Genomic DNA, 20,537 nt, shown 5'->3' on the forward strand with positions numbered 1-20,537 from the left:
CGGTAATCGTAGCATAAAAAGAACCAGGCACCCTAGTGGGCTCCTGGTTCTTTTGGTACATATTCAAAAATTTGATGGGATTCAAAGGTGTCAATCAAGCGGCTTAACCAATTGTAATAGGCAAGGGCATTCTTTATCTTCTCAATATCTTGTCCCACAGACTCTCGCATGTCCTCAGGTAAATCTTCTTTAACAGACAGTTCCTCTAGCTCACGGACTGATTTTTGAAGGGATTGGACATTATCATCAATGCCCTTACGCCACTTAATCGAGAAATAGTCGATGAAATTTTGATACCAGTCCGGCTCTACTGCGTAATAATCTTTGCGTGTTCCTTTCATCCAAACCTTGTTGACCATATTTAAATCCAACAGAGTACGCACACCAGTACTCATACTGGTTTTACTCATGCCAAGGGCTTCGCCCATTTCGTCGAGACTCATGGGTTTATCCTGAAATAGCAGCGTACCGTACAAATGACCGATGGACAGAGTGATGCCATACAAATCAATATTACGTGCTATGGAATCAATGGCCCGTTCTCGGGCTTTTTTTATGAGTTGTTCATAATTCTTATCCATTGGGGGAATGACCCTCCTGCATAATTACTGAATAACATTTTACTGAGAATATAGTAAAAAGTAAAGGAGCACATCATACAGTATATAATTGAAATTCTAAGAATACCAAACTTAACGTTCGTAAAGTTTAAACTTTATTAACAATATGGCAAGAGAGTAACTTATACCAGTTTTGTGAAAAAAAGCCTTTGGGTTATACAATAGTAGTTAGAAAGTTTAGACAGATAAAGAGGTGAATCAATGATCAAGATTCAAGTAAAAAATCTAACAAAAATATTTGGTTCCAAACCAGACAAAGCTATCCAACTGCTGCAGGAAGGCGGGTCTAAGAAGCAGATTTTACAAGAAACCGGACTTACTGTGGGGGTAAATCAAGCCAGCTTTGCAGTGAATACCGGAGAGGTTTTTGTTATTATGGGACTTTCGGGTAGTGGCAAATCTACCCTGGTTCGCTTACTCAATCGTCTTATCGAGCCAACCCGTGGTTCTATTGAAATTGACGGAGAAGATGTGGCTACCATGTCTAAGGAGCAGTTACGGGAGGTAAGAAGGAAAAAGCTCAGTATGGTATTCCAGCGTTTTGCCTTGTTTCCGCATCGGACCGTCTTGGAAAATGTGGAGTATGGCTTAGAAATCCAGGGTCTGCTTAAAGATGAACGACAGGAAAAGGCAAAACAAGCCTTGGCGTTGGTGGGTCTGTCTGGCTGGGAAAGCAGTATGCCGGATCAACTTAGTGGTGGTATGCAGCAACGGGTAGGTTTGGCCCGGGCTTTGGCCAATAATCCGGATGTTTTGTTAATGGACGAAGCCTTTAGTGCACTGGACCCCCTAATTCGTAAAGACATGCAGGATGAATTGTTGGAATTACAGTCTTCCATGCAAAAGACCATTATCTTTATTACCCACGACCTGGATGAAGCCTTAAAGATCGGTGATCGGATTGCTCTCATGAAAGACGGTAAAATTGTTCAGATTGGTACACCGGAAGAAATCCTGACCAACCCGGCCAATGAATATGTAGAAAAATTTGTAGAAGATGTAGATATGTCCAAGGTTTTAAATGCCGAGCATGTCATGAAACGGCCAGAAACCATTACCTTGGACAAAGGGCCACGGGTGGCTTTACAACTTATGCGGGACAGCGGTGTCTCCAGCCTTTATGTGGTGGACAAAAGAAAAACTTTGCTGGGGATCGTGACTGCAGAGGCAGTTTCCCAGGCCAAAGCTGAGGGATTGACCCTGCAAGAAGTCACGGAAACCAACGTTCCTACGGTGAGACCGGATACCAGGCTCCATGATTTATTCGACCTGATTGCCTTTTCGGCGTTACCCTTAGCAGTGGTGAATGAGGGGAACCGTCTGCTGGGAGTGGTGGTACGGGGAGCTGTTCTTGGTGGACTAGCAGGTAGGGTGAAGGTGAAACAAGAACCACCGTCAGAACAATCCTTAGAAAGGGTGAATCTGGTTGGATAAACTATTTCCCAAGCTGCCTCTAGATCAGTGGGTAGAAACTTTGGTTCGGTACTTATGGAAACAGGCTGGTGGGGGATTTGATCTAATAAAGATGTTTATCTCTGGGTGGGTAGATTTTTTAGCCTTTCTTTTTATGGGGCTACCAGATTGGGCTATGATTTTGGTATTTAGTCTACTGGCCTGGTTATTGAGCAAACGCTCAGTGGCAATCTTTACTTTTATTGGACTATCCTTAGTTAGTAACCTGGGTTATTGGGCCAATACCATGCAAACCTTGGCTCTGGTGTTAACAGCAGCCCTTATCTCCATTATCCTAGGAATTCCCACAGGTATTATGTGTGCTAGAAAAAAAGCTGTGCGGGATGTGGTGATGCCTGTACTGGATTTTATGCAAACCATGCCGGCCTTTGTTTATTTGATACCCGCAATCTTTTTCTTTGGCATTGGAGAAGTGCCAGGAGTAATTGCTTCGGTTATCTTTGCTATGCCGCCCACTATCCGCTTAACTAACCTGGGGATTAGGCAGGTCCCGGTTGAACTGGTGGAGGCAGCGGATTCCTTTGGTTCCACGGCGGCCCAGAAATTGCTGAAAGTTCAGCTACCTCTGGCTAAGCCCACAATTATGGCCGGTGTAAACCAATGCATTATGCTGTCCCTTTCTATGGTGGTAATTGCCTCTATGATTGGTGCCAAGGGGTTAGGGGCGGATGTTTATCGAGCGGTTACGCAAATTAAGATTGGCAAAGGCTTTGAGGCTGGGTTGGCCATTGTCATTCTGGCTATTATGCTGGACAGGGTGACTCAACATATAGGCAACCATAAAAAAAATAAGGGGGAGAGGGTTTGAAGAGAAGAGGAGTGTATTTGTTATTAGGGGCACTGATGTTTTCATTGCTATTGGTAGGGTGTGGTAGTGAGCAGAGTAACACAGTAAAAAAACAGATCATTGGTATTGATCCTGGAGCCGGCTTGATGAAGGCTACTGGAAAGGCCATCACGGAGTATCAATTAAAGGACTGGGAACTGGTGGAAGGTTCTGGAGCGGCCATGACTGCTGCTCTGACCAAAGCCTATGAGAATAAAGAACCGATCATTATCACCGGTTGGACGCCCCATTGGAAGTTTTCCAAGTATGATCTCAAATATCTGGAAGACCCTAAGAAAGTCTTTGGTGAGGCAGAAGATATCAACACCATTGTACGTACTGATCTAAAAAAAGACCATCCCGTGGCCTATGCCCTGCTGGATAGCTTCCACTGGGAACCCGCCGATATGGAGTCTGTGATGGTAGCCATTCAAGAGGGTAAGGATCCTAAAGTAGCTGCCCAGGAATGGGTAAAGAATAACGAAGATAAAGTGGACAAGTGGTTGACAGACCTGCAACCCGTTTCTGGGGAAAAAATCACTCTGGCCTATGTGGCCTGGGATTCAGAAATCGCTAGCACCAATGTGGTGGCGGTAGCTTTAGAGAAACTTGGCTATCAAGTGGAACTTAGCCAGGTGGAAGCAGGTCCCATGTGGGCAGGGATTGCTTCTGGGGATGCAGACGCTATGGTGGCCGGTTGGTTGCCCACCACGCATGCGGATTACTACCAAGAATTCCAAGGCAAATTTGAAGATCTGGGTGCCAACTTGGAAGGTACTAAAATCGGCTTGGTAGTTCCCTCTTACATGGAAATTAGCTCTATCGAGGATTTAAATAAATAGACTGAGCCAGCCCGAGGCATGTTCTCGGGCTTTTTCAGTGTGAATAATTTGGTAGACGTTTACAAAAAGCATTGGGCTTGTTATAGTATTGCTATAACAAAATAAATTTGGGGAGCCGGGGAGATGTCCTGGCTGAGAGGGTACCAAAGGGGTACCGACCCGTGAACCTGATCTGGGTAATGCCAGCGGAGGGAGAGTGAGAAAGATGGCTATTGACCAAGCTGAAGCTACCCCACAGGGTAGTTTTTTCATTTTTTAAAAGTGACGTAGGAATAATAAAGAGAAAATATCGCTATGAATTATTTTAAGGAGGACTACCTATGCCGATAGTAAACTTAGCTTTACAAGTTGTGCCCAAAGTAAATGGCGGGAACTCCTATGCTGTGGTGGATAAGGCCATTGAGGTGATTCAACAAGCCGGAGTCAAATACGAGGTGGGGGCCATGGAAACCGTCATGGAGGGAGAACTGGATCACCTGATCGAAATTGCTAAAAAGGCCCAGGAGGCTTGCATAACAGCGGGCGCTTTGGAAGTACTAACCTACATAAAGATTCAATACCGGCCCGAAGGGGTGTCCATGGATGAAAAACTGGCGAAATATCGCTAGGGGTGATTGGAACACCTTTTTATTGCCAACCGGCACCTTGCTGGGTTTCTTGATTACCTGGGAGGTATTGGTAAAGGTTACTGCAATAGAAAAGTGGTTGCTGCCAGCTCCCAGTGCTATCCTGAAAGCCCTCTGGTCGGTAAAAGAATTAATTTGGCAGCACAGCCTGCAAACCATGCAAGAAACCTTCTTGGGTCTAGCCCTGGCGGTGGTGGTGGGTGTGGTTATTGCTACGGCTATTGATTGGTCCGAAGAGTTGAAAAAGGCCGTATACCCGCTAATTATTGCTTCCCAAACCATCCCCATCATTGCCGTGGCGCCACTGCTGATTATCTGGTTTGGTTACGGGCTGTTGCCCAAGGTATTGGTGGTGGCGTTGGTCTGCTTTTTTCCCATTACGGTTAACCTAACCGATGGTTACCGCCTGGTAGAATCGGATATGCTGCGTCTGATGTCGGCCATGGGTGCCAATCGGAGGCAAATTTTTCGTATGGTTAAACTTCCAGCAGCAATGCCCTTCTTCTTCTCTGGTCTACGTATCGCCGGTACCTATAGCGTAATGGGGGCAGTCATCGGTGAGTGGTTGGGTGCCAGCCGGGGCCTGGGCATTTTTATGACCCGTTCCTCCCAATCCTTTCTTACCGACCGGGTTTTTGCTGCCATTATTGTGATTACCATCCTCAGCTTGGCGATCTTCCTGCTAGTAGAAGGATTGGCCAGATTGACCATGCCCTGGCATTATCAGAGGAAGTAAACACAAGGGGACGGTTCTCTTGTGTTTGGTGCTATGTATAAACCCTCAAAATACTAATTAATAAAACACGAGAGAACCGTCCCCTTGTGTTTGAAGGAGCTATAATTTATGAAAAGATACGTTGTCCTACTTATAACAGGCTTACTACTAGTAACCGCTGGCTGCGCCAAGGAACAACAGATGGCACCAGAACAGCAAGCCAAAACAGCACCCTCAAAAAAGGTTACCGTTATGTTGGACTGGTTCCCCAATACCAACCATACCGGGTTGTACGTAGCCAAGGACAAAGGGTTTTTCAAGGAACAAGGTTTAGAGGTGGAGATCGTGCAGCCCGGTGAAGGAACCACCGCCGATCAACTGGTGGCAGCGGGGAAAGCAGATTTTGGCATTAGTTACCAAGAAAACGTTACCCAGGCTCGTGCCGTAGACATTCCCCTGGTATCTGTGGCAGCCGTCATCCAGCATAATACTTCGGCCTTTGCTTCCTTAAAGGGAGCAGGCATCACTTCTCCCAAGGATTTTGCAGGTAAACGCTACGGCGGCTGGGGAGCTCCGGTGGAGGAAGCCGTTATTAAAGCTGTGATGGAAAAGGAAGGGGCAGACCCGGCTAAGGTACAAAACATCACCCTCGGGGTTACGGATTTTTTTACCTCCATCGGACGGGATGCGGATTTTGAATGGATTTACTACGGTTTGGATGGTGTAGAAGCCCAGAGACGCGGCATAGAATTGAATTTGATTATGCTAAAGGATCTGGATCCCGCTTTAGACTACTACACCCCCGTATTGGTAACCAATGAACAGCATGTACAAGAACAACCGGAACTGGTCAAAAAATTCCTAGCCGCAGTAAGCAAGGGCTACCAATTTAGCATTGATAATCCGGCTGAAGCTGCCGCAATCCTTTTAAAGAATGCACCGGAAATCAATGCAGAACTGGTCCAGGCCAGCCAGGCCTGGGTTAGCCAAAAGTATCAGGACGATGCAGCTCGCTGGGGTGAACAAAAGGAAGAAGTATGGTCCCGCTATGCCAATTGGATGTTTGAACGACAACTAATTCGCCAAAATATAGATGTGCAAAAGGCCTTTACCAATGAATTTTTGCCATAATAACTAAAGAAGGTGGACAAAATGCCCAGTGACAAGCTCACGGTCCGTGGGGTTAGCAAAATATACTCTCAGGACAGGGGCCAGGTTGTACTGGCTCTGGACCATACTTCCCTCTCGGTTCAAGAGGGTGAATTTGTCAGCCTCATTGGACCCAGCGGCTGTGGCAAAAGCACCCTGCTGGATCTGGTGGCAGGACTCACCACACCAGATAGCGGAGAAATTCTGTTGGCTGGCCAATCCATTGTGGGGCAGCGGGGAAAAGTAAGTTATATGCCTCAGAGCGACGTACTCTTTCCCTGGTGCAACGTGGTAGATAATGTGATTATTCCCCTTAAGTTACAAGGAGTACCCCTGGCTGAGGCCAGAGCCGAAGCCTTGGCTTTATTGCCTGCCTTTGGCCTGGAGAAATTTGCCGCTAGTTACCCCTATATGCTATCCGGCGGTATGAAACAACGGGCAGCTTTTTTACGGACCTACCTGTGTAAAAAGGATTTGATGCTGTTAGATGAACCCTTTGGTAAGTTAGATGCCTTAACCAGAATGCAGATGCAGGGCTGGCTTTTAGACATCTGGCAGCGCTTCAAACACTCAGTATTGTTTGTAACCCATGATGTGGATGAAGCCATTCTGTTGTCCGACCGTATTTTTCTAATGTCACCCAGCCCGGGAAAGATTTTGGTGGAAATAAAAATACCCTTGTCCCGACCACGCCATCCCCGGATGGTTACCGAAAAAACTTTCATAGAAATAAAGAGAGAGTTAATGCGCTGGCTGGAAACCGGGATTTTTGCCCAAGAGGAGGAAACATCATGGCAAAACAAAGAATTCTAATCTTCTCCGGCGGCCACCTGGGGCCCTGGGCTTTGAATGAAATTGAACCGGGGGACTTTTTGTTGGGAGTAGAGAGGGGAGCCTTATATCTCATCTATCACGGGTTTCAACCGGACTTTGCTATGGGGGATTTTGATTCGGTCACCCCTCAGGAACAAATCCTGATTAAACAGGGGAGTAAACAATTCTGGTCTTGCGATCCGGTTGACAAAAATGAAACAGATACCGAACTGGCCTTCACTTGGGCCTTAGATCAGAACCCCCAGGAGATTCTTTTGTTGGGTGTCCTGGGTAGCCGGTTGGATCATTCCCTAGCCAATGTCCACCTGCTGGTCAAAGGTATAGCAGCGGGCATCCCCTGTCGCATTGTAGATGAGAAAAACCAAGTACAACTTCTTAACGATACGCTACATATGCAAAAAAGCAGATTTCCCCAAATATCTCTGTTGCCCCTTACCCCGGAAGTCCAGGGTGTTACTCTGAGCGGTTTTCAATACCCCTTAGATAACGTAACCCTCGCCCTTGGCCAATCCTTGGGTATCAGCAATATTCTCCTGGGAGCTAACGGGACTATCAGGATAACCTCCGGTCTCCTCTTAGCCATCCAAAGCAGCGACTAACGGCGGTTGGTATGTGTATTTTTTAAATTATTCATTCATCGTGCGGTGGTTGGGGCGGTTCTTGACTTGAATTAATCAACAGAGGTATCATATGGAAAAGACTACAGCATAGTGAGGTACAGACATTTTGCAGATAACTTGGGTTACCGCTTTATTAAATTGGTTCCAGCTACATCAAAGGGAGCTACCCTGGCGGCAAACCAAGGACCCTTATGCCATTTGGGTTTCCGAAATCATGCTTCAACAAACCCGGGTCGAGACGGTAGTGCCCTATTATCGGCGTTTTTTGGAGCGGTTTCCGACCGTTGAACACCTGGCCAAGGCACAGATAGATGAGGTACTTAAATTATGGGAAGGCCTGGGCTACTATACCCGGGCTAAAAATTTGCACCGGGCTGCTCAGGTAATTCAACAAGAATACCAGAGTGTGTTCCCCCGATCTCACTCCGAGGTGTTGGCTCTGCCCGGAATTGGGGACTATACCGCCGGTGCCATTATGAGTATAGCCTATGGCCAGCCTTTCCCGGCCATTGATGGAAATGTGCTGCGAGTGATTGCCAGGCTACAGCTGGTTCAAAAGGATATTAGCCTCCCCCAAACAAAAACCGAAGTGGCAGCCTTCCTTAAAGGGGTGTTTCCTTTGGAGCAAGCCTCGGACTTTACGCAGGCACTGATGGAACTCGGTGCTTTGGTGTGTTTACCAATGACCCCTAAATGTACCCTCTGCCCCATACAAGTTCATTGTCAGGCTAAGCAAAGAAACATGCAACAGGAATTGCCCATTAAGTCTAAGAAGACTTTACCCAAAAGAGAGAAGCGCTATCTGGCCATCATTCAACAGGGCGATAAAATCCTCATGAATAAACGACCCATGGCAGGGTTATTAGGCGGCTTGTGGGAATTTCCCGGTGTGGAAAGCAAAAACAAACAGGATTTTGTGCAGAATTTTAAAAGGCAATTTGGACTAACTATCATTCCTAAGGTGCACAAACTGGATACCAGCCATGTCTTTAGTCACCGTATCTGGGAAATGAAAGTATATCACTCTGAATTAGTTTCCGGGGAGGTCACAACAGCAGCCGATCTCCACTGGATTCCCATTGACCAGCTAAACACCATCGCTATACCCAGTGCTTTCCAAAAAATCAAAGATAGCTTGCTGCTGGGAGGAAAATTATGTTAGACGATGCGAAGAAGGTTTTAAAAGAGTTCTATGGTTATACCTCCTTTCGCAGTGGACAGGAAAAAATCGTACAAAACATTGTAAGGGGAAGAGATACCCTAGGCATTATGCCCACGGGTGGCGGGAAGTCGATCTGTTTTCAAATCCCGGCGTTGCTGTTTCCCGGTATTACCCTGGTGGTTTCGCCGCTAATATCCTTGATGAAAGATCAGGTGGATGCTCTCAACAACTTAGGAGTTAAGGCGACCTATATTAACAGCTCTTTAGATTATCGAGAAATAGAGGACAGGCTGTGGGGCGCTCGCCAGGGACAGTATAAGCTCATCTATATTGCTCCGGAAAGATTGGAATCGGAGCGCTTCAGGGCAACCCTAACCGGTCTGGCCATTTCTCAACTAGCTGTTGACGAAGCTCACTGTATCTCCCAATGGGGTCACGATTTTCGCCCCAGTTATCTAGCGCTGCCCACCTTTATCAAAGAAATGTCGAGCCGACCGGTAGTAACGGCCTTTACCGCTACAGCCACGCCGGAGGTTAAAAAAGATATTGTGCAGCGGCTCATGCTAAAAAACCCCCTAATTTATACCAGTGGTTTTGACCGAGAGAATCTGTCTTTTGCTGTGATTAGGGGGGAGAATAAAAAGGACTTTTTAGCAGACTACTTACGGAGAAATAAACGTCAATCGGGCATTATCTATGCTGCCACTCGCAAAGAAGTGGATGCCCTCTATGAAATACTGAGCAAAAAAGGTTTCTTAACGGGAAAATATCATGCGGGGATGACTGACCAAGAGAGGAACCGGAGTCAGGAGATGTTCCTTTATGATGATCTCACCGTGATGGTTGCCACCAATGCCTTTGGTATGGGCATTGATAAATCAAACGTCCGCTATGTGATTCATTACAACATGCCGAAGAACATGGAATCCTATTACCAAGAAGCCGGACGTGCCGGGCGGGATGGGGAAGCTGGAGAATGTATCTTGTTATTTAACTCCCAGGATATCCAAATCCAAAAATACCTGATTGAGATCAGCGAACTGGCCCCGGAGAGAAAGACCAACGAATACCAAAAACTTCAGGCGATGGTGGATTATTGCCATACCCCCGGCTGCCTGAGACGATATATTTTACAATACTTTGGCGACAGTAATGTTCCTGAGGAATGTGGCAATTGCAGCAGTTGCAATGATGAACGGGAACTAGCCGATATCACCTTGGAGGCACAAAAAATTTTTTCCTGTGTCTACCGCATGAATGAGCAATATGGTGTTACCTTAGTGGCAGATGTCCTCAAAGGTTCCCGCAGTAAGAAAATCCAACAGTACGGTTTTCAGCAGCTGTCTACCTATGGTTTAATGAAAGAGAATACAGCCAAGCAAATTGCTGATATGATTCATGTCTTAATTGCCGAAGGCTATCTAGCTCTAACCGAAGGCCAATATCCGGTGGTTAAGCTACGCCCCAAGGCAGCGCCCGTGCTGAAAGGACAAGAGAAGGTCTTCCAGAAAATAAGGCAGGCACCACAGGAACCGCAGGAAGACAATACGCTATTTGAACAATTAAGAGAACTTCGTAAAGAACTGTCCCAGCAAGAGAGAGTGCCACCCTATATTATTTTCCCGGACAGTACCTTGCACGAGTTGTGTAAATATCGCCCCACAGATAAAGATTCTTTTCTCGCCATCAAAGGGGTAGGACAAACGAAGTTTGAACGGTTTGGCAAGCGATTTTTGGAAGTGATCCTTAAGCAAAATAAGGGATCTCTTTGAAAAGTTAAAAATAAGCAGGTAGACTAGCTATTTCATAGCAAAGTGTTGGAATTGTCAGGCTGCCTGGGAGAATTTTTTTAAAATGTAAAGGGAGTGACGCTTTGCGTCACTCCCTTTGGCTTAGCAACCGGAGCAGGAACCGCCACAGGCACCGCTGTCGTTGGATGAGCAGCTGCAGCCGCCACCCTGGGCATGGGCGTCTTCTGGGGGAGCTCCTTTAAGGCCCTCTTGAATTTTAGCGTTGACGGTGTTTACCACTTCATAAAAATTAGACTGAGCACTTAAATAAGCCTGTACCAGCTGGTTGGCAGAAGCCTTTTTTTCGGCTTCTTCCAGGGTTTGGATGTTTTCCTGGGTTAGCTGGTGTCCCATCATTTGCATACGCTGATAGGATTGCTGAAGCTGTTGGAATTCCTTCACTCCGGCACGGGCTTCCTTATCCATAGCCACAGCCTTTTGTGTTTCCACGACCCTTTGATATTCCTCAGTGTTAGACAACTGCTTGCCTAACTCAATCGCCATGTCATAAACAGACACGTAATCACCTCCACTTAACTATTTTCTCCAACCATGCGAAAAATCCTACTAAAAAATTTCAATACGAAAAAAGCAAAAAAATAATTGGCATATAATGCAAAAGATAATCTTATCTTTGAATACAAGCACCAGCGAGAGTAAAGTATAGCCAGGTGGAAAAACTGTCCTGGTAAGACAATTTGAACATCTTTACGTACCAATAGAAATAATGATATATTTTTATTAGTTGTCTAATAAAAGATGTGGGAAAGTCTCTTTGTCAAAAAAAGTAACGATTTAAGAAGGAATAATTTAAGTTGCAACGAAATAGCATTATAGCATCTTACAAGGGGTATCTATGCCCTTGTGAAAGATTTTGGTATCAACCAACCCAAGCCCACCCCCAATGAATTTCAAAATATTCACCAAAGGAGGGATGTGGAATGTACGTTGTTTCAATCAGTGCTGATAAATGTGAGGGTTGTGGCGAATGTATTGATGCTTGCCCAGCAGGTATTTTAAGCATGATTGAAGGCAAAGCGCAAGTAACCGGTGCGGAAACAGACTGTATGGGCTGTGAAACCTGTGTGGTGACCTGCCCTAATGAGGCTTGTTCTCTGCAGGAACTTTAAATGTCACCCGGTTTTGCTATGGGTTGGGTAGCGTTGTAATGGATATAGTTATAACCATTGTTGGTACAGGCTTATAAAATTATAGAGAGAAAGCTTTTACAAACCAAAGGAGGTGTAGCAGTGACCTACTTCATTTTACAAATTCTTCCTTATATTTCTGTTGCTGTTTTAACCATTGGCCTTCTCTACAGACTGGGAAGATGGGCCAGCGGGCGCATTGTTCACAACATTACGTTAACTCCTGCTCCGACCACCCAGACTGGTGCTGTGGTGGACATTGCTGCAGAGGCTATTTTATTCAAGAGTCTGTTCAAGGCTGACAAGACACTTTGGACTGGTTCCTGGATTATGCACATGTCACTGTTTGCTATTTTAGGTGGACACGTCATGGGTATTGGCTTACTAGGCTTACAGTTCTATTACATCGGTCTTACTTCCGCTGAAACCAGCGAATATCTGTCTAACCTGCTGGGTACTTCTATGGGGATTGTTGTTCTGTTGGGACTGTTGTATCTGCTCTATCGCAGGATGGCGATCAACGAAGTTAAAATGATCTCTGCACCCAGTGATTATTTACATTTGCTTATGCTAATTGCCATTATAACTGCAGGTAATTTAATGCGTTTTGTTCCTGAATGGGGTATTCACTACGAACCCGTACGTGATTATGTTGCTCATCTGTTAACTTTCTCTGCCGTAACACCGGAGATGGAAGTTATGCACAAGCCGGTATTTGTTATCCACTTGTTATTGGTGCAAGTTTTGATGATGTATCTGCCCTTCAGCAAACTGCTTCATATCCCGGGTATGTTTGCTCACCGTTGGATTATCAACCGTCCCTATGTTGAACCCGCTCCGGGTATGCCTGGCGTAACCGTAGGTGGCAGTGGTCATAACGTTTCCGGAGGACATTCCGCTTCAGGGGAGGTGCAATAAATGCCGTTAACAGAAACCGGGTTAAAGCAACCTGTTAAAGCAAATGAAAAAGATCTACTAAAAATTAACATGCCTGTAATTCCTGATGATCAAAAGGTTGAAGTTGCATTGAAGCATTTGAACGAACTGGGAGAAAAGTTCCGTTCCCTGATGCTTACTTTTGAGTCCTGCGTAAAGTGTGGCGCCTGTGCCGAGAACTGCCATACCTATCTGGGAACGAGGGATCCTTACAACATTCCCGCCAACCGTGCTGACTTACTGCGTAAGGTTTATAAACGCTATTTCACACCGGAAGGCAAATTTTTCCCCGGCTTGATCGGTGCTAAAGACCTGGAACTGGAAGATTTGGAGAAAATGTACTCCTATTTTTACCAGTGCAATGAGTGCCGCCGTTGTTCTTTGGTTTGTCCCTTTGGGTTGGATACCTGTGAAGCAACCATGGCTGGTCGTCAATTGCTGCACTGGTTGGGTATGGTGCCCAAGCTGCATGCATCCGTAGGTGCTGCTATGGCGAAAACCGGTAACCACACTGGTTTACCCAAGGCCGCTACTGTAGATACCTGTGAATTTTTGGAAGAAGATATTATGGATGAAATTGGCGTAGATATAAAAATTCCCGTTGATAAGCCGGCTGATATCCTGTATATTCCTTCTTCGGCTGACTTTATGCTAAACCCCAATACCATGACCGGAGCCGCCAAGTTCTTTCACTACTTGGGAGTTAACTGGACCATCAGTAGTGAGATTGTCGAAGCCGGTAACTTCGGCTTGCTGTTTGACCAGCGGGCTACCCTGCGGGCCAACTGTATGCGGGTTATCGATGAAGCTCTCAAACTAGGCATAAAGAAGGTTGTTTGGGGCGAATGCGGTCACGGCTGGCGGGCTGGTAAAATGTACCTACCTGGTATGTTAGATCGTCCTGGGCGTATTCCCATTGTGCACATTCACGATGAGGTAGCCTACTACATTGAAAAGGGTGCACTGAAGCTAAATCCTGATTCCATTACCAGGCCGGTTACCTTGCACGATCCCTGTAACTTTGGCCGGGCCTGCAATATGTGTGATACCTTGCGTAAAGTAATGAACGCCAGCGTGTCTAACTTTGTGGAAATGACACCTAACCGTGAGCGCAACTTCTGCTGCGGCGGCGGTTCTGCTATCCTCTTTGACGATCCGGAAATGTACGATCTGCGTATTAAATTCTCCGCCAAGAAGGCAGAGCAGGTTCGTGCCACCGGCGTAGACAAGGACGGCGAAGGTATTCTCTGTGCCCCTTGCTCCATTTGTAAAGCACAGCTTTATCCAATGGTAGAGGAACATAAACTGGGCGTAGAAGTTAAGGGTCTGATCGATTTAGTGGGGCTGTCTTTATATCCGGTTAAGCATGATTAAATTAGAAAAAGAGTATCATAAATCTATATAGTATGTTTTTTCTAAAAAATATTGTGCTTGGACTACTACAAAAATTATCATAAAACGTATATAATATAAAATGGTATCAATGTTCCGCCCTTGCGGTACTATTAAAAATAAAAAATATCCTGGAGGTGCTCTTTAAAAATGGCATTTATTGAAGTGAGTGGCCAGCAAATCGAAGTTGATGAGGACGGTTTCTTATTGAACCCTGATACTTGGACAGAAGACGTAGCTAAATACTTCTGCAAAGAAGAGGGTATTGACGAATTAAACGATGACCACTGGAAAGTTATCAAGTACCTGCGTGACTACTTCTTCCAGTTCGGTATTGCTCCGATGGTTCGTAAACTGTGCAAAGACACCGGCTTCAGCCTGAAAGGCATTTACGAATTATTCCCCACCGGCCCTGCTAAGGGTGCTTGCAAACTGGCTGGTCTTCCCAAACCTACCGGCTGCGTATAATAATCGTCTAATCGATCACCCCCATCTGGAACTCCAGGTGGGGGTGATCTTTGTATTGGCGTATTAGACATTAACTGGTTGTTTCCTCTCTTAAATAGTTTTCCAAAATATAAAAGGTAGATGTTTGGCAGACTCCTGGAATAATTAAAATAAATATTGACAAGCTAAACTTAGAATGAAAGACTAGGTTTAGTGCTTTAAACTTAGTAAATAACACAACAGGCTAATGGCCAAAGGCTATCAAGAAGCTGACTGCTTTGAAATGAGGTGATACCTTGACTTATACATACAAAATTCCCCGCTTGCTTGTCGGGGCTCCCCAAGGACGCTCGGGCAAAACCACCATCACGGTGGGCTTAATTGCCGCGCTAACGGCCAGGGGTTTAAAGGTGCAGCCCTTTAAAAAAGGACCGGATTTTATCGATCCCAGTTGGTTAACCAAGGTTGCCGGTCGTACCTGCCGTAATTTGGACAGCTACCTCATGCCAAGGGAAGCCATCCGGAGTACCTTTATTAGACATGCCAGCCAGTCGGATATCGCCATTATTGAAGGTGCTATGGGTCTATTCGATGGGGTGGATGTACAGGGCAGTGGTAGTGCGGCAGAGATTGCTAAAATTGTTCAGGCACCGGTGCTCCTGGTGGTAAACTGTACCAGGATGACTCGCAGTGTGGCAGCTATGGTTAATGGCTTTGCTAATTTCGACCCCCAGGTTAAAGTGGGTGGCGTCATTCTTAACCAAGTGGCCCGCAGTCGCCACGAAAAAGTGCTGCGAGCTGCGGTGGCTGAATACTGCGATGTTCCCGTGTTAGGGGTTATGCCCAAGGGAACTCAATTTACCATTCCAGATAGGCACCTGGGATTAATCCCAGCCGGGGAAAACGAAGCTCTGATGGATGCGGTTAAACAAATAGGACAAGCTGCCGAAAACCATCTGGATATCGACGCAATTTTGCAAGTGGCCAGGGATTGGCCCACTTTGCAGGAAGACCGGGAAATCTCAGCTGCCGTGGAGATACATTGGCACAGGGCTGGAGATCGGCCTGCCGAACAACAAGGCCCCCGCATTGGCGTGATCAAAGATCGCTCCTTCTCCTTTTATTACCCCGAAAACTTAGAGGCATTGGCTGAGGCCGGTGCTCAATTGGTACAGATTAGTGCCATAGAAGATGCGGCGCTGCCTGCCCTAGACGGATTGTACATTGGGGGAGGTTTTCCAGAAGTACTGGCGGAGGAACTGGAGAGAAATCACTCCTTTCGTCAACATTTGCGGCAGATGATAGAGCAAGGGCTGCCGGTATATGCTGAGTGTGGTGGTCTGATGTATCTGGGACGGCGTATTCATTGGGAGGATAAGTCCTACGAAATGGTGGGAGCTTTGCCACTGGATGTAGAGATGCTAAAGAAGCCTCAGGGTCATGGTTATATGCATCTAGAAGTATTGCCCGGCACACCCTATTTTCCGGCAGGTAAGCTGGTACGAGGTCATGAGTTTCATAATTCCAGGGTTGTCGATCTACCAAAGGATCTAACAAAGGTAGGCTGTCAGTTTGCCTTCCGGGTACAACGGGGACACGGCATCAATGGCGAGTTCGATGGGGTGCGGTATAAAAACGTGCTGGCCCTGTACAATCATATTCACGCGGTGGCCGAACCAAATTGGGCGAGTCATTTTGTAAACCTAGCCCGTGCCTGGCAAACCAATAGGTTATACTAAAGCAGGAAACTTACATAATTTCACCCCGTTCAGGTAAAAATAGCAAAAAAACTGACGGGGTGAATTTTTTATGACCTGGAGCGATCATACCAACAGGAAATGGAAAATCGGTATTTCAATAGCTAGCCTAGTGGTATTCTTTTTCGCCTGCTTTTTACTATGTAACCCTGCCTACGCTGAGGACACTACGCTATACTGGGGCAGTAGCGGCAGTAAAGTGCGTGCTGTACAGCAAAAGCTAAAGGACTGGGGGTATTATAAAGGAGACGTAGACGGCTATTATAGCGGCAATACAGCTGCCGCTGTACGGAAATTTCAGGCCCGTCATGGCATAGCGGTGGACGGTGTGGTTGGTACCAGCACCCGTATTGCCTTGGGTCTGGAAACGATTCCCAAGAAAGTGACCTATACCACTTCAAGTAATGGTTTTGTTTCCAACCAAGATTCCGTAAATCTTTTAGCCCGAGTGATCATGGGGGAAGCGGCCGATGAGCCTTATGCCGGCAAAGTAGCGGTGGGAGCCGTTATGTTAAACCGTTCGAGAAACTCACAGTTCCCCAATACGCTGGCAGGAGTGGTGTATCAGCCCCATGCCTTTGAATCGGTTACCAACGGCCAATACAATAGAACTCTCGACCCAGAAGCTATTAGAGCGGCCCAGGATGCTTTATCAGGTTATGACCCCACCGGAGGTTGCTTATTCTTTTGGAACCCTAGCAAACCTGTCAGTGCTTGGATTTGGTCTCGCGCAGTTGTTACCCAGATTGGCAACCATGTATTTGCACACTAATCGGAAGGGGATACCAAAATGAAGAGATGGGGAGTAACGGCTCTTATTAGTGTATTAATTTTATCTGCGGTGGGGTTTTGGGGTTATAAAGAGTATCGAGATAAAATTATGCTGGAAACCTATGTGAATAACCGCTACCAAATGTCCTTTTATAATCTCATTAGCCGAGTGCAAAACATGGAGGTTCTGCTGGCCAAAAGCTTAGCCGTGGCCGGGGAACCGGAGGATACCATGATATTTTCGGAAATTTGGCTCCAATCCGAGGGAGCCCGAGAAAATCTTACTCAACTACCCCTTACCTCAAATGTAGTGGGCAGAACGGCCAAGTTCTTAACTCAAGCCGGGGATTATGCCCGGGTGATGTCCAGAGATATCAATACTGGGGGGGAGCTTTCGGATAAAGAATACCAGACACTCAGTAGCTTATACAAACAAGCAGAACAACTCAATCGCGAATTGCATAACATGGAAACGAAGGTTGCAGATGGCAAACTTAGTATCAGTGAATTAACCCAGGCTGCTAAGCAAGAGTTGAAAAAAGGCAATACTACCAATGCCTCGGCTGATTTTCAAAGTATTAACCGAGATATGCAAAGTTTTCCAACTTTAATCTACGACGGCCCCTTCTCGGATCACCTGGATCGTGCCCAGCCAGTGGGACTAGCCAATAAACCCACATCTGCAGATGAAGCCAGAAATATCATGCGGCAATTTATTGACACCGAGCAAGATAAAGACTATCGAGTCCAAGTTACCGGGCGAGTACGTGAAAAAATACCTAGTTATCAAATAGAGCTACTGCCACCCCAAGGAACCGCGGGCCGTATCATGGGTAATGTCAGTGAGCGGGGGGATAAGGTAGTATGGTATTTAGGTAGCCGTGCCGTTGGGACACCTAAAATTACCCTGGAACAAGCCCAAACAAAAGCGCAGCAGTTTTTGGAATCCCGGGGGTATAAAGACCTGGTTGCTATTTATCATCAAACGCAAAATGGCATGACTGTATTTAACTTTGCACCGCGGCAAGAAGGGGTGATCCTTTATCCCGACCAAGTAAAAGTTACCGTCGCCATGGACAATGGCCAAGTGATCGGTTTTGATGCCAGAGGTTATTTAATGGCTCATAAACAAAGGGACATTCCCAATCCAAAAATCACTGCAGCCGAGGCCCGGAAAAAGATAAACAAGCGGATGGAAGTTATTGGCAGTAGGTTGGCCATTATCCCCACAGATGCAGGGCAAGAAAGGTTTTCTTACGAAATCACCGGACAACTGAATGGGGAAACTTATCTTGTTTATGTCAATGCTGTCACAGGCAAAACGGATCAGGTATTAAAACTTATCCTGGCCCCCAACGCAACCCTCACTATGTAATGTTTAATAAAGTTGGGGCATTGTTAGATCCTAGTTTGACAGTCAGTAGAGCAGATGGTACACTATAAATCAGTAAAACAGAGTAATGCAATGATGGGTAAGAAGGCAGTGAATTTGTGCAGCGAACCGGGGTATGGTGTGAGCCCGGTACAATGAAGCCGCCAGGCCGACCCGGAGTGCAGGCCGAATCTCAGTAAGCTCTGCCGGTGCTTCGCCGTTACCGAAGTCTAAGTGGGTTGCCGGTGCACAGGCAACCAATTAGGGTGGTACCACGGGTATACAACCTCGTCCCTTTCGCGGGACGGGGTTTTTTGTTTTTCTATAATGCATCGGAGGTGTTTTTTATGCACGAAATCCTCGATCTATTACAAAACAACAGCCGACTCACAGCGGCGCAAATTGCCGTTCTCACGGGACGGAAGGAACAAGAAGTAAAAACCATGATCGAAAAACTGGAAGCAGATAAAACCATTATCAAATACTTTACTCTGATCAATTGGGAAAAAGCTGGGGTAGAGAAGGTATCTGCTTTAATCGAAGTAAAAATGGCGCCCCAACGGGATGTGGGCTTCGATGCGGTGGCTGAGCGCATCTACCGTTTCCCGGAAGTAAAAACAGTCCACCTGATGTCTGGTGCCTACGATCTGGCTGTACTGGTAGAGGAAGTCACCATGAAAGAAGTGGCCATGTTTGTGGCCACCAAATTAGCCACCATAGAAAACGTTCTAAGCACGGCCACCCATTTTGTGCTAAAAACCTATAAACAGAATGGTTTTATTTTGGAAGACAAAGAATCTAATAAAAGGCTGGTGGTAACCCCGTGAGAACCAAGTGGAGTGAATATATTAATCCTGCCGTTCAACAAATTCCGCCCTCCGGCATCCGTCGCTTCTTTGATCTGGCTACGGAAATGGAGGGGGTTATCTCTTTGGGAGTGGGCGAACCAGACTTTGTTACCCCCTGGCATATTCGGGAAGCTTGCATTTATTCGTTACATCGGGGAAGAACCACCTATACCAGCAATCACGGCTTGTTGGAATTACGGGAAGGGATTGCTGACTATCTGAGTAGCCAAGGAGCCCGGTATAATCCTAGAAAAGAAATTTTGGTGACTGTAGGGGTTAGTGAAGCCTTGGATTTAGCCTTTCGTACGCTGATTTGCCCGGGTGACGAAGTGATTATTCCCACTCCCTGTTATGTCTCGTACCTTCCCTGTACCGAATTGGCCGGGGGTGTGCCGGTGACGGTGGCCACCAGCATGGAGGATCAGTTTCGCCTGACCGCTGATAAATTGGAAGCAGCCATTACGCCCAAATCGAAGGTGCTGTTGTTATGTTTTCCTAACAACCCCACTGGTGCAGTCATGGATCGGGAAAACCTTTTAAAGATCGCCGAAGTGGTAAGAAAGCATGATTTATTGGTAATTTCTGATGAGGTTTATGATCGTCTCACCTACACCGGACAACATACCTGCTTTGCTGCGCTGCCCGGCATGCAGGAACGTACCATTGTGCTTAATGGTTTTTCCAAAGCCTATGCCATGACAGGCTGGCGACTGGGTTATGCTGCAGCCAACGAAGAGTTTATCGCAGCCATGACGAAGATCCATCAGTATACCATGTTGTGCGCACCAATTACCGCCCAGGTTTCCGCCCTGGAGGCCCTGCGGCACGGCAAAGCTGCTATGGAAGACATGGTAGCCCACTACAATCGTCGACGACGTCTGGTGGTGCAGGGCTTTAAGGAGATTGGTTTGCCCTGCTTTGAACCCGGTGGAGCTTTTTATGCCTTTCCCTATATTGGTAATACGGGTCTAACTGCAACAGAGTTTGCCGAGAATCTGCTGCTGGAAGAGAAGGTAGCCGTAATCCCCGGTGATGTCTTTGGTCCTGGGGGCGAAGACTGTGTTCGTTGTTCCTACGCCTCATCTGTAGAAGACCTCACCGAAGCACTGCAACGAATGGGGAGATTCCTTAAGCGTAGAGGCTTACAAAATTCGAAGGTAGTATATATTTAAAATTGGCCTCAGTCTTCCGCCATCAGCCTAAAAGCAG

At 46.4% G+C, this 20,537-nt stretch carries 21 protein-coding genes, 1 riboswitch and 1 other annotated feature; of the genes, 19 read left to right on the plus strand and 2 right to left on the minus strand.

The window, feature by feature from the left end; all coding sequences use genetic code 11:
• Positions 1 to 32: 32 nt before the first annotated feature.
• The gene (locus BUA78_RS10050) at positions 33 to 581 is read right to left on the minus strand and encodes a GbsR/MarR family transcriptional regulator (protein WP_072913955.1); all 549 of its coding nucleotides are present in this window, start codon (positions 579 to 581) and stop codon (positions 33 to 35) included.
• 240 nt (positions 582 to 821) lie between these two features.
• Between BUA78_RS10050 and BUA78_RS10055 the strand changes: the two genes are divergently transcribed.
• The 10 genes from BUA78_RS10055 to recQ all read left to right on the plus strand — a co-directional run bounded on the left by BUA78_RS10055 (position 822) and on the right by recQ (position 10,639).
• On the plus strand, positions 822 to 2,054 hold the full coding sequence (locus tag BUA78_RS10055) for a quaternary amine ABC transporter ATP-binding protein (protein WP_072913956.1): 1,233 nt from the start codon (positions 822 to 824) through the stop codon (positions 2,052 to 2,054).
• Positions 2,047 to 2,901 (plus strand): ABC transporter permease, encoded by an 855-nt coding sequence (locus tag BUA78_RS10060; RefSeq protein WP_072913959.1) that lies wholly within the window; start codon positions 2,047 to 2,049, stop codon positions 2,899 to 2,901. Before BUA78_RS10055 ends, BUA78_RS10060 begins: the two co-directional genes overlap by 8 nt.
• The gene (locus BUA78_RS10065; protein WP_072913961.1) at positions 2,898 to 3,761 is read left to right on the plus strand and encodes a glycine betaine ABC transporter substrate-binding protein; all 864 of its coding nucleotides are present in this window, start codon (positions 2,898 to 2,900) and stop codon (positions 3,759 to 3,761) included. Before BUA78_RS10060 ends, BUA78_RS10065 begins: the two co-directional genes overlap by 4 nt.
• 98 nt (positions 3,762 to 3,859) lie before the next feature.
• A riboswitch (TPP riboswitch) is annotated at positions 3,860 to 3,973 on the plus strand.
• 108 nt (positions 3,974 to 4,081) lie between these two features.
• Positions 4,082 to 4,369 carry a thiamine-binding protein gene (locus BUA78_RS10070; RefSeq protein WP_072913963.1) on the plus strand — a complete coding sequence of 96 codons (288 nt, stop codon included), beginning with the start codon at positions 4,082 to 4,084 and terminating at the stop codon, positions 4,367 to 4,369.
• Positions 4,344 to 5,123, plus strand: a complete 780-nt coding sequence (locus BUA78_RS10075; protein WP_072913965.1) for an ABC transporter permease — start codon at positions 4,344 to 4,346, stop codon at positions 5,121 to 5,123. The genes BUA78_RS10070 and BUA78_RS10075 overlap by 26 nt, the downstream gene beginning before the upstream one ends.
• Before the next feature lie 108 nt (positions 5,124 to 5,231).
• Complete coding sequence (locus BUA78_RS10080) at positions 5,232 to 6,233, plus strand: ABC transporter substrate-binding protein (protein ID WP_072913967.1); 1,002 nt, start codon at positions 5,232 to 5,234, stop codon at positions 6,231 to 6,233.
• 21 nt (positions 6,234 to 6,254) lie between these two features.
• Positions 6,255 to 7,064, plus strand: a complete 810-nt coding sequence (locus tag BUA78_RS10085; protein ID WP_072913969.1) for an ABC transporter ATP-binding protein — start codon at positions 6,255 to 6,257, stop codon at positions 7,062 to 7,064.
• Positions 7,043 to 7,684 (plus strand): thiamine diphosphokinase, encoded by a 642-nt coding sequence (locus tag BUA78_RS10090; RefSeq protein ID WP_072913971.1) that lies wholly within the window; start codon positions 7,043 to 7,045, stop codon positions 7,682 to 7,684. Before BUA78_RS10085 ends, BUA78_RS10090 begins: the two co-directional genes overlap by 22 nt.
• Positions 7,685 to 7,811: 127 nt before the next feature.
• A complete protein-coding gene (mutY, locus tag BUA78_RS10095) occupies positions 7,812 to 8,867 on the plus strand; it encodes an A/G-specific adenine glycosylase (RefSeq protein WP_175549002.1) in 1,056 nt (351 codons plus the stop codon).
• On the plus strand, positions 8,861 to 10,639 hold the full coding sequence (recQ, locus tag BUA78_RS10100) for a DNA helicase RecQ (protein WP_072913976.1): 1,779 nt from the start codon (positions 8,861 to 8,863) through the stop codon (positions 10,637 to 10,639). Before mutY ends, recQ begins: the two co-directional genes overlap by 7 nt.
• A gap of 120 nt (positions 10,640 to 10,759) precedes the next feature.
• On the opposite strand, the gene BUA78_RS10105 is transcribed toward recQ, so the two are convergent.
• Positions 10,760 to 11,176 carry a YlbF/YmcA family competence regulator gene (locus BUA78_RS10105; protein WP_072913978.1) on the minus strand — a complete coding sequence of 139 codons (417 nt, stop codon included), beginning with the start codon at positions 11,174 to 11,176 and terminating at the stop codon, positions 10,760 to 10,762.
• A 422-nt stretch (positions 11,177 to 11,598) separates the two neighbouring features.
• Between BUA78_RS10105 and BUA78_RS10110 the strand changes: the two genes are divergently transcribed.
• From BUA78_RS10110 to BUA78_RS10150, 9 genes are all read left to right on the plus strand, one after another.
• A complete protein-coding gene (locus BUA78_RS10110) occupies positions 11,599 to 11,787 on the plus strand; it encodes a 4Fe-4S binding protein (protein WP_072913981.1) in 189 nt (62 codons plus the stop codon).
• Between the two features lie 120 nt (positions 11,788 to 11,907).
• Positions 11,908 to 12,723, plus strand: a complete 816-nt coding sequence (locus tag BUA78_RS10115; RefSeq protein WP_072913983.1) for a respiratory nitrate reductase subunit gamma — start codon at positions 11,908 to 11,910, stop codon at positions 12,721 to 12,723.
• The gene (locus BUA78_RS10120; RefSeq protein WP_072913986.1) at positions 12,724 to 14,115 is read left to right on the plus strand and encodes a (Fe-S)-binding protein; all 1,392 of its coding nucleotides are present in this window, start codon (positions 12,724 to 12,726) and stop codon (positions 14,113 to 14,115) included.
• Between the two features lie 168 nt (positions 14,116 to 14,283).
• On the plus strand, positions 14,284 to 14,601 hold the full coding sequence (locus BUA78_RS10125; RefSeq protein ID WP_072913994.1) for a TusE/DsrC/DsvC family sulfur relay protein: 318 nt from the start codon (positions 14,284 to 14,286) through the stop codon (positions 14,599 to 14,601).
• 275 nt (positions 14,602 to 14,876) lie between these two features.
• Positions 14,877 to 16,319, plus strand: a complete 1,443-nt coding sequence (locus BUA78_RS10130) for a cobyrinic acid a,c-diamide synthase CobB (protein ID WP_072913996.1) — start codon at positions 14,877 to 14,879, stop codon at positions 16,317 to 16,319.
• A 70-nt stretch (positions 16,320 to 16,389) separates the two neighbouring features.
• The gene (gene sleB, locus BUA78_RS10135) at positions 16,390 to 17,109 is read left to right on the plus strand and encodes a spore cortex-lytic enzyme (RefSeq protein ID WP_072913999.1); all 720 of its coding nucleotides are present in this window, start codon (positions 16,390 to 16,392) and stop codon (positions 17,107 to 17,109) included.
• 18 nt (positions 17,110 to 17,127) lie between these two features.
• Complete coding sequence (gene ypeB / locus BUA78_RS10140) at positions 17,128 to 18,483, plus strand: germination protein YpeB (RefSeq protein ID WP_072914001.1); 1,356 nt, start codon at positions 17,128 to 17,130, stop codon at positions 18,481 to 18,483.
• Between the two features lie 81 nt (positions 18,484 to 18,564).
• Positions 18,565 to 18,779: a binding site (T-box leader), on the plus strand.
• Between the two features lie 48 nt (positions 18,780 to 18,827).
• Positions 18,828 to 19,307, plus strand: coding sequence for an Lrp/AsnC family transcriptional regulator (locus BUA78_RS10145; RefSeq protein ID WP_072914003.1), 480 nt, complete (start codon positions 18,828 to 18,830; stop codon positions 19,305 to 19,307).
• Positions 19,304 to 20,500 (plus strand): aminotransferase class I/II-fold pyridoxal phosphate-dependent enzyme, encoded by a 1,197-nt coding sequence (locus BUA78_RS10150; protein ID WP_072914006.1) that lies wholly within the window; start codon positions 19,304 to 19,306, stop codon positions 20,498 to 20,500. The genes BUA78_RS10145 and BUA78_RS10150 overlap by 4 nt, the downstream gene beginning before the upstream one ends.
• Positions 20,501 to 20,537: the final 37 nt, after the last annotated feature.

The organism is Desulforamulus aeronauticus DSM 10349, from assembly GCF_900142375.1.
GTDB classification, from domain to species: domain Bacteria; phylum Bacillota; class Desulfotomaculia; order Desulfotomaculales; family Desulfotomaculaceae; genus Desulfotomaculum; species Desulfotomaculum aeronauticum.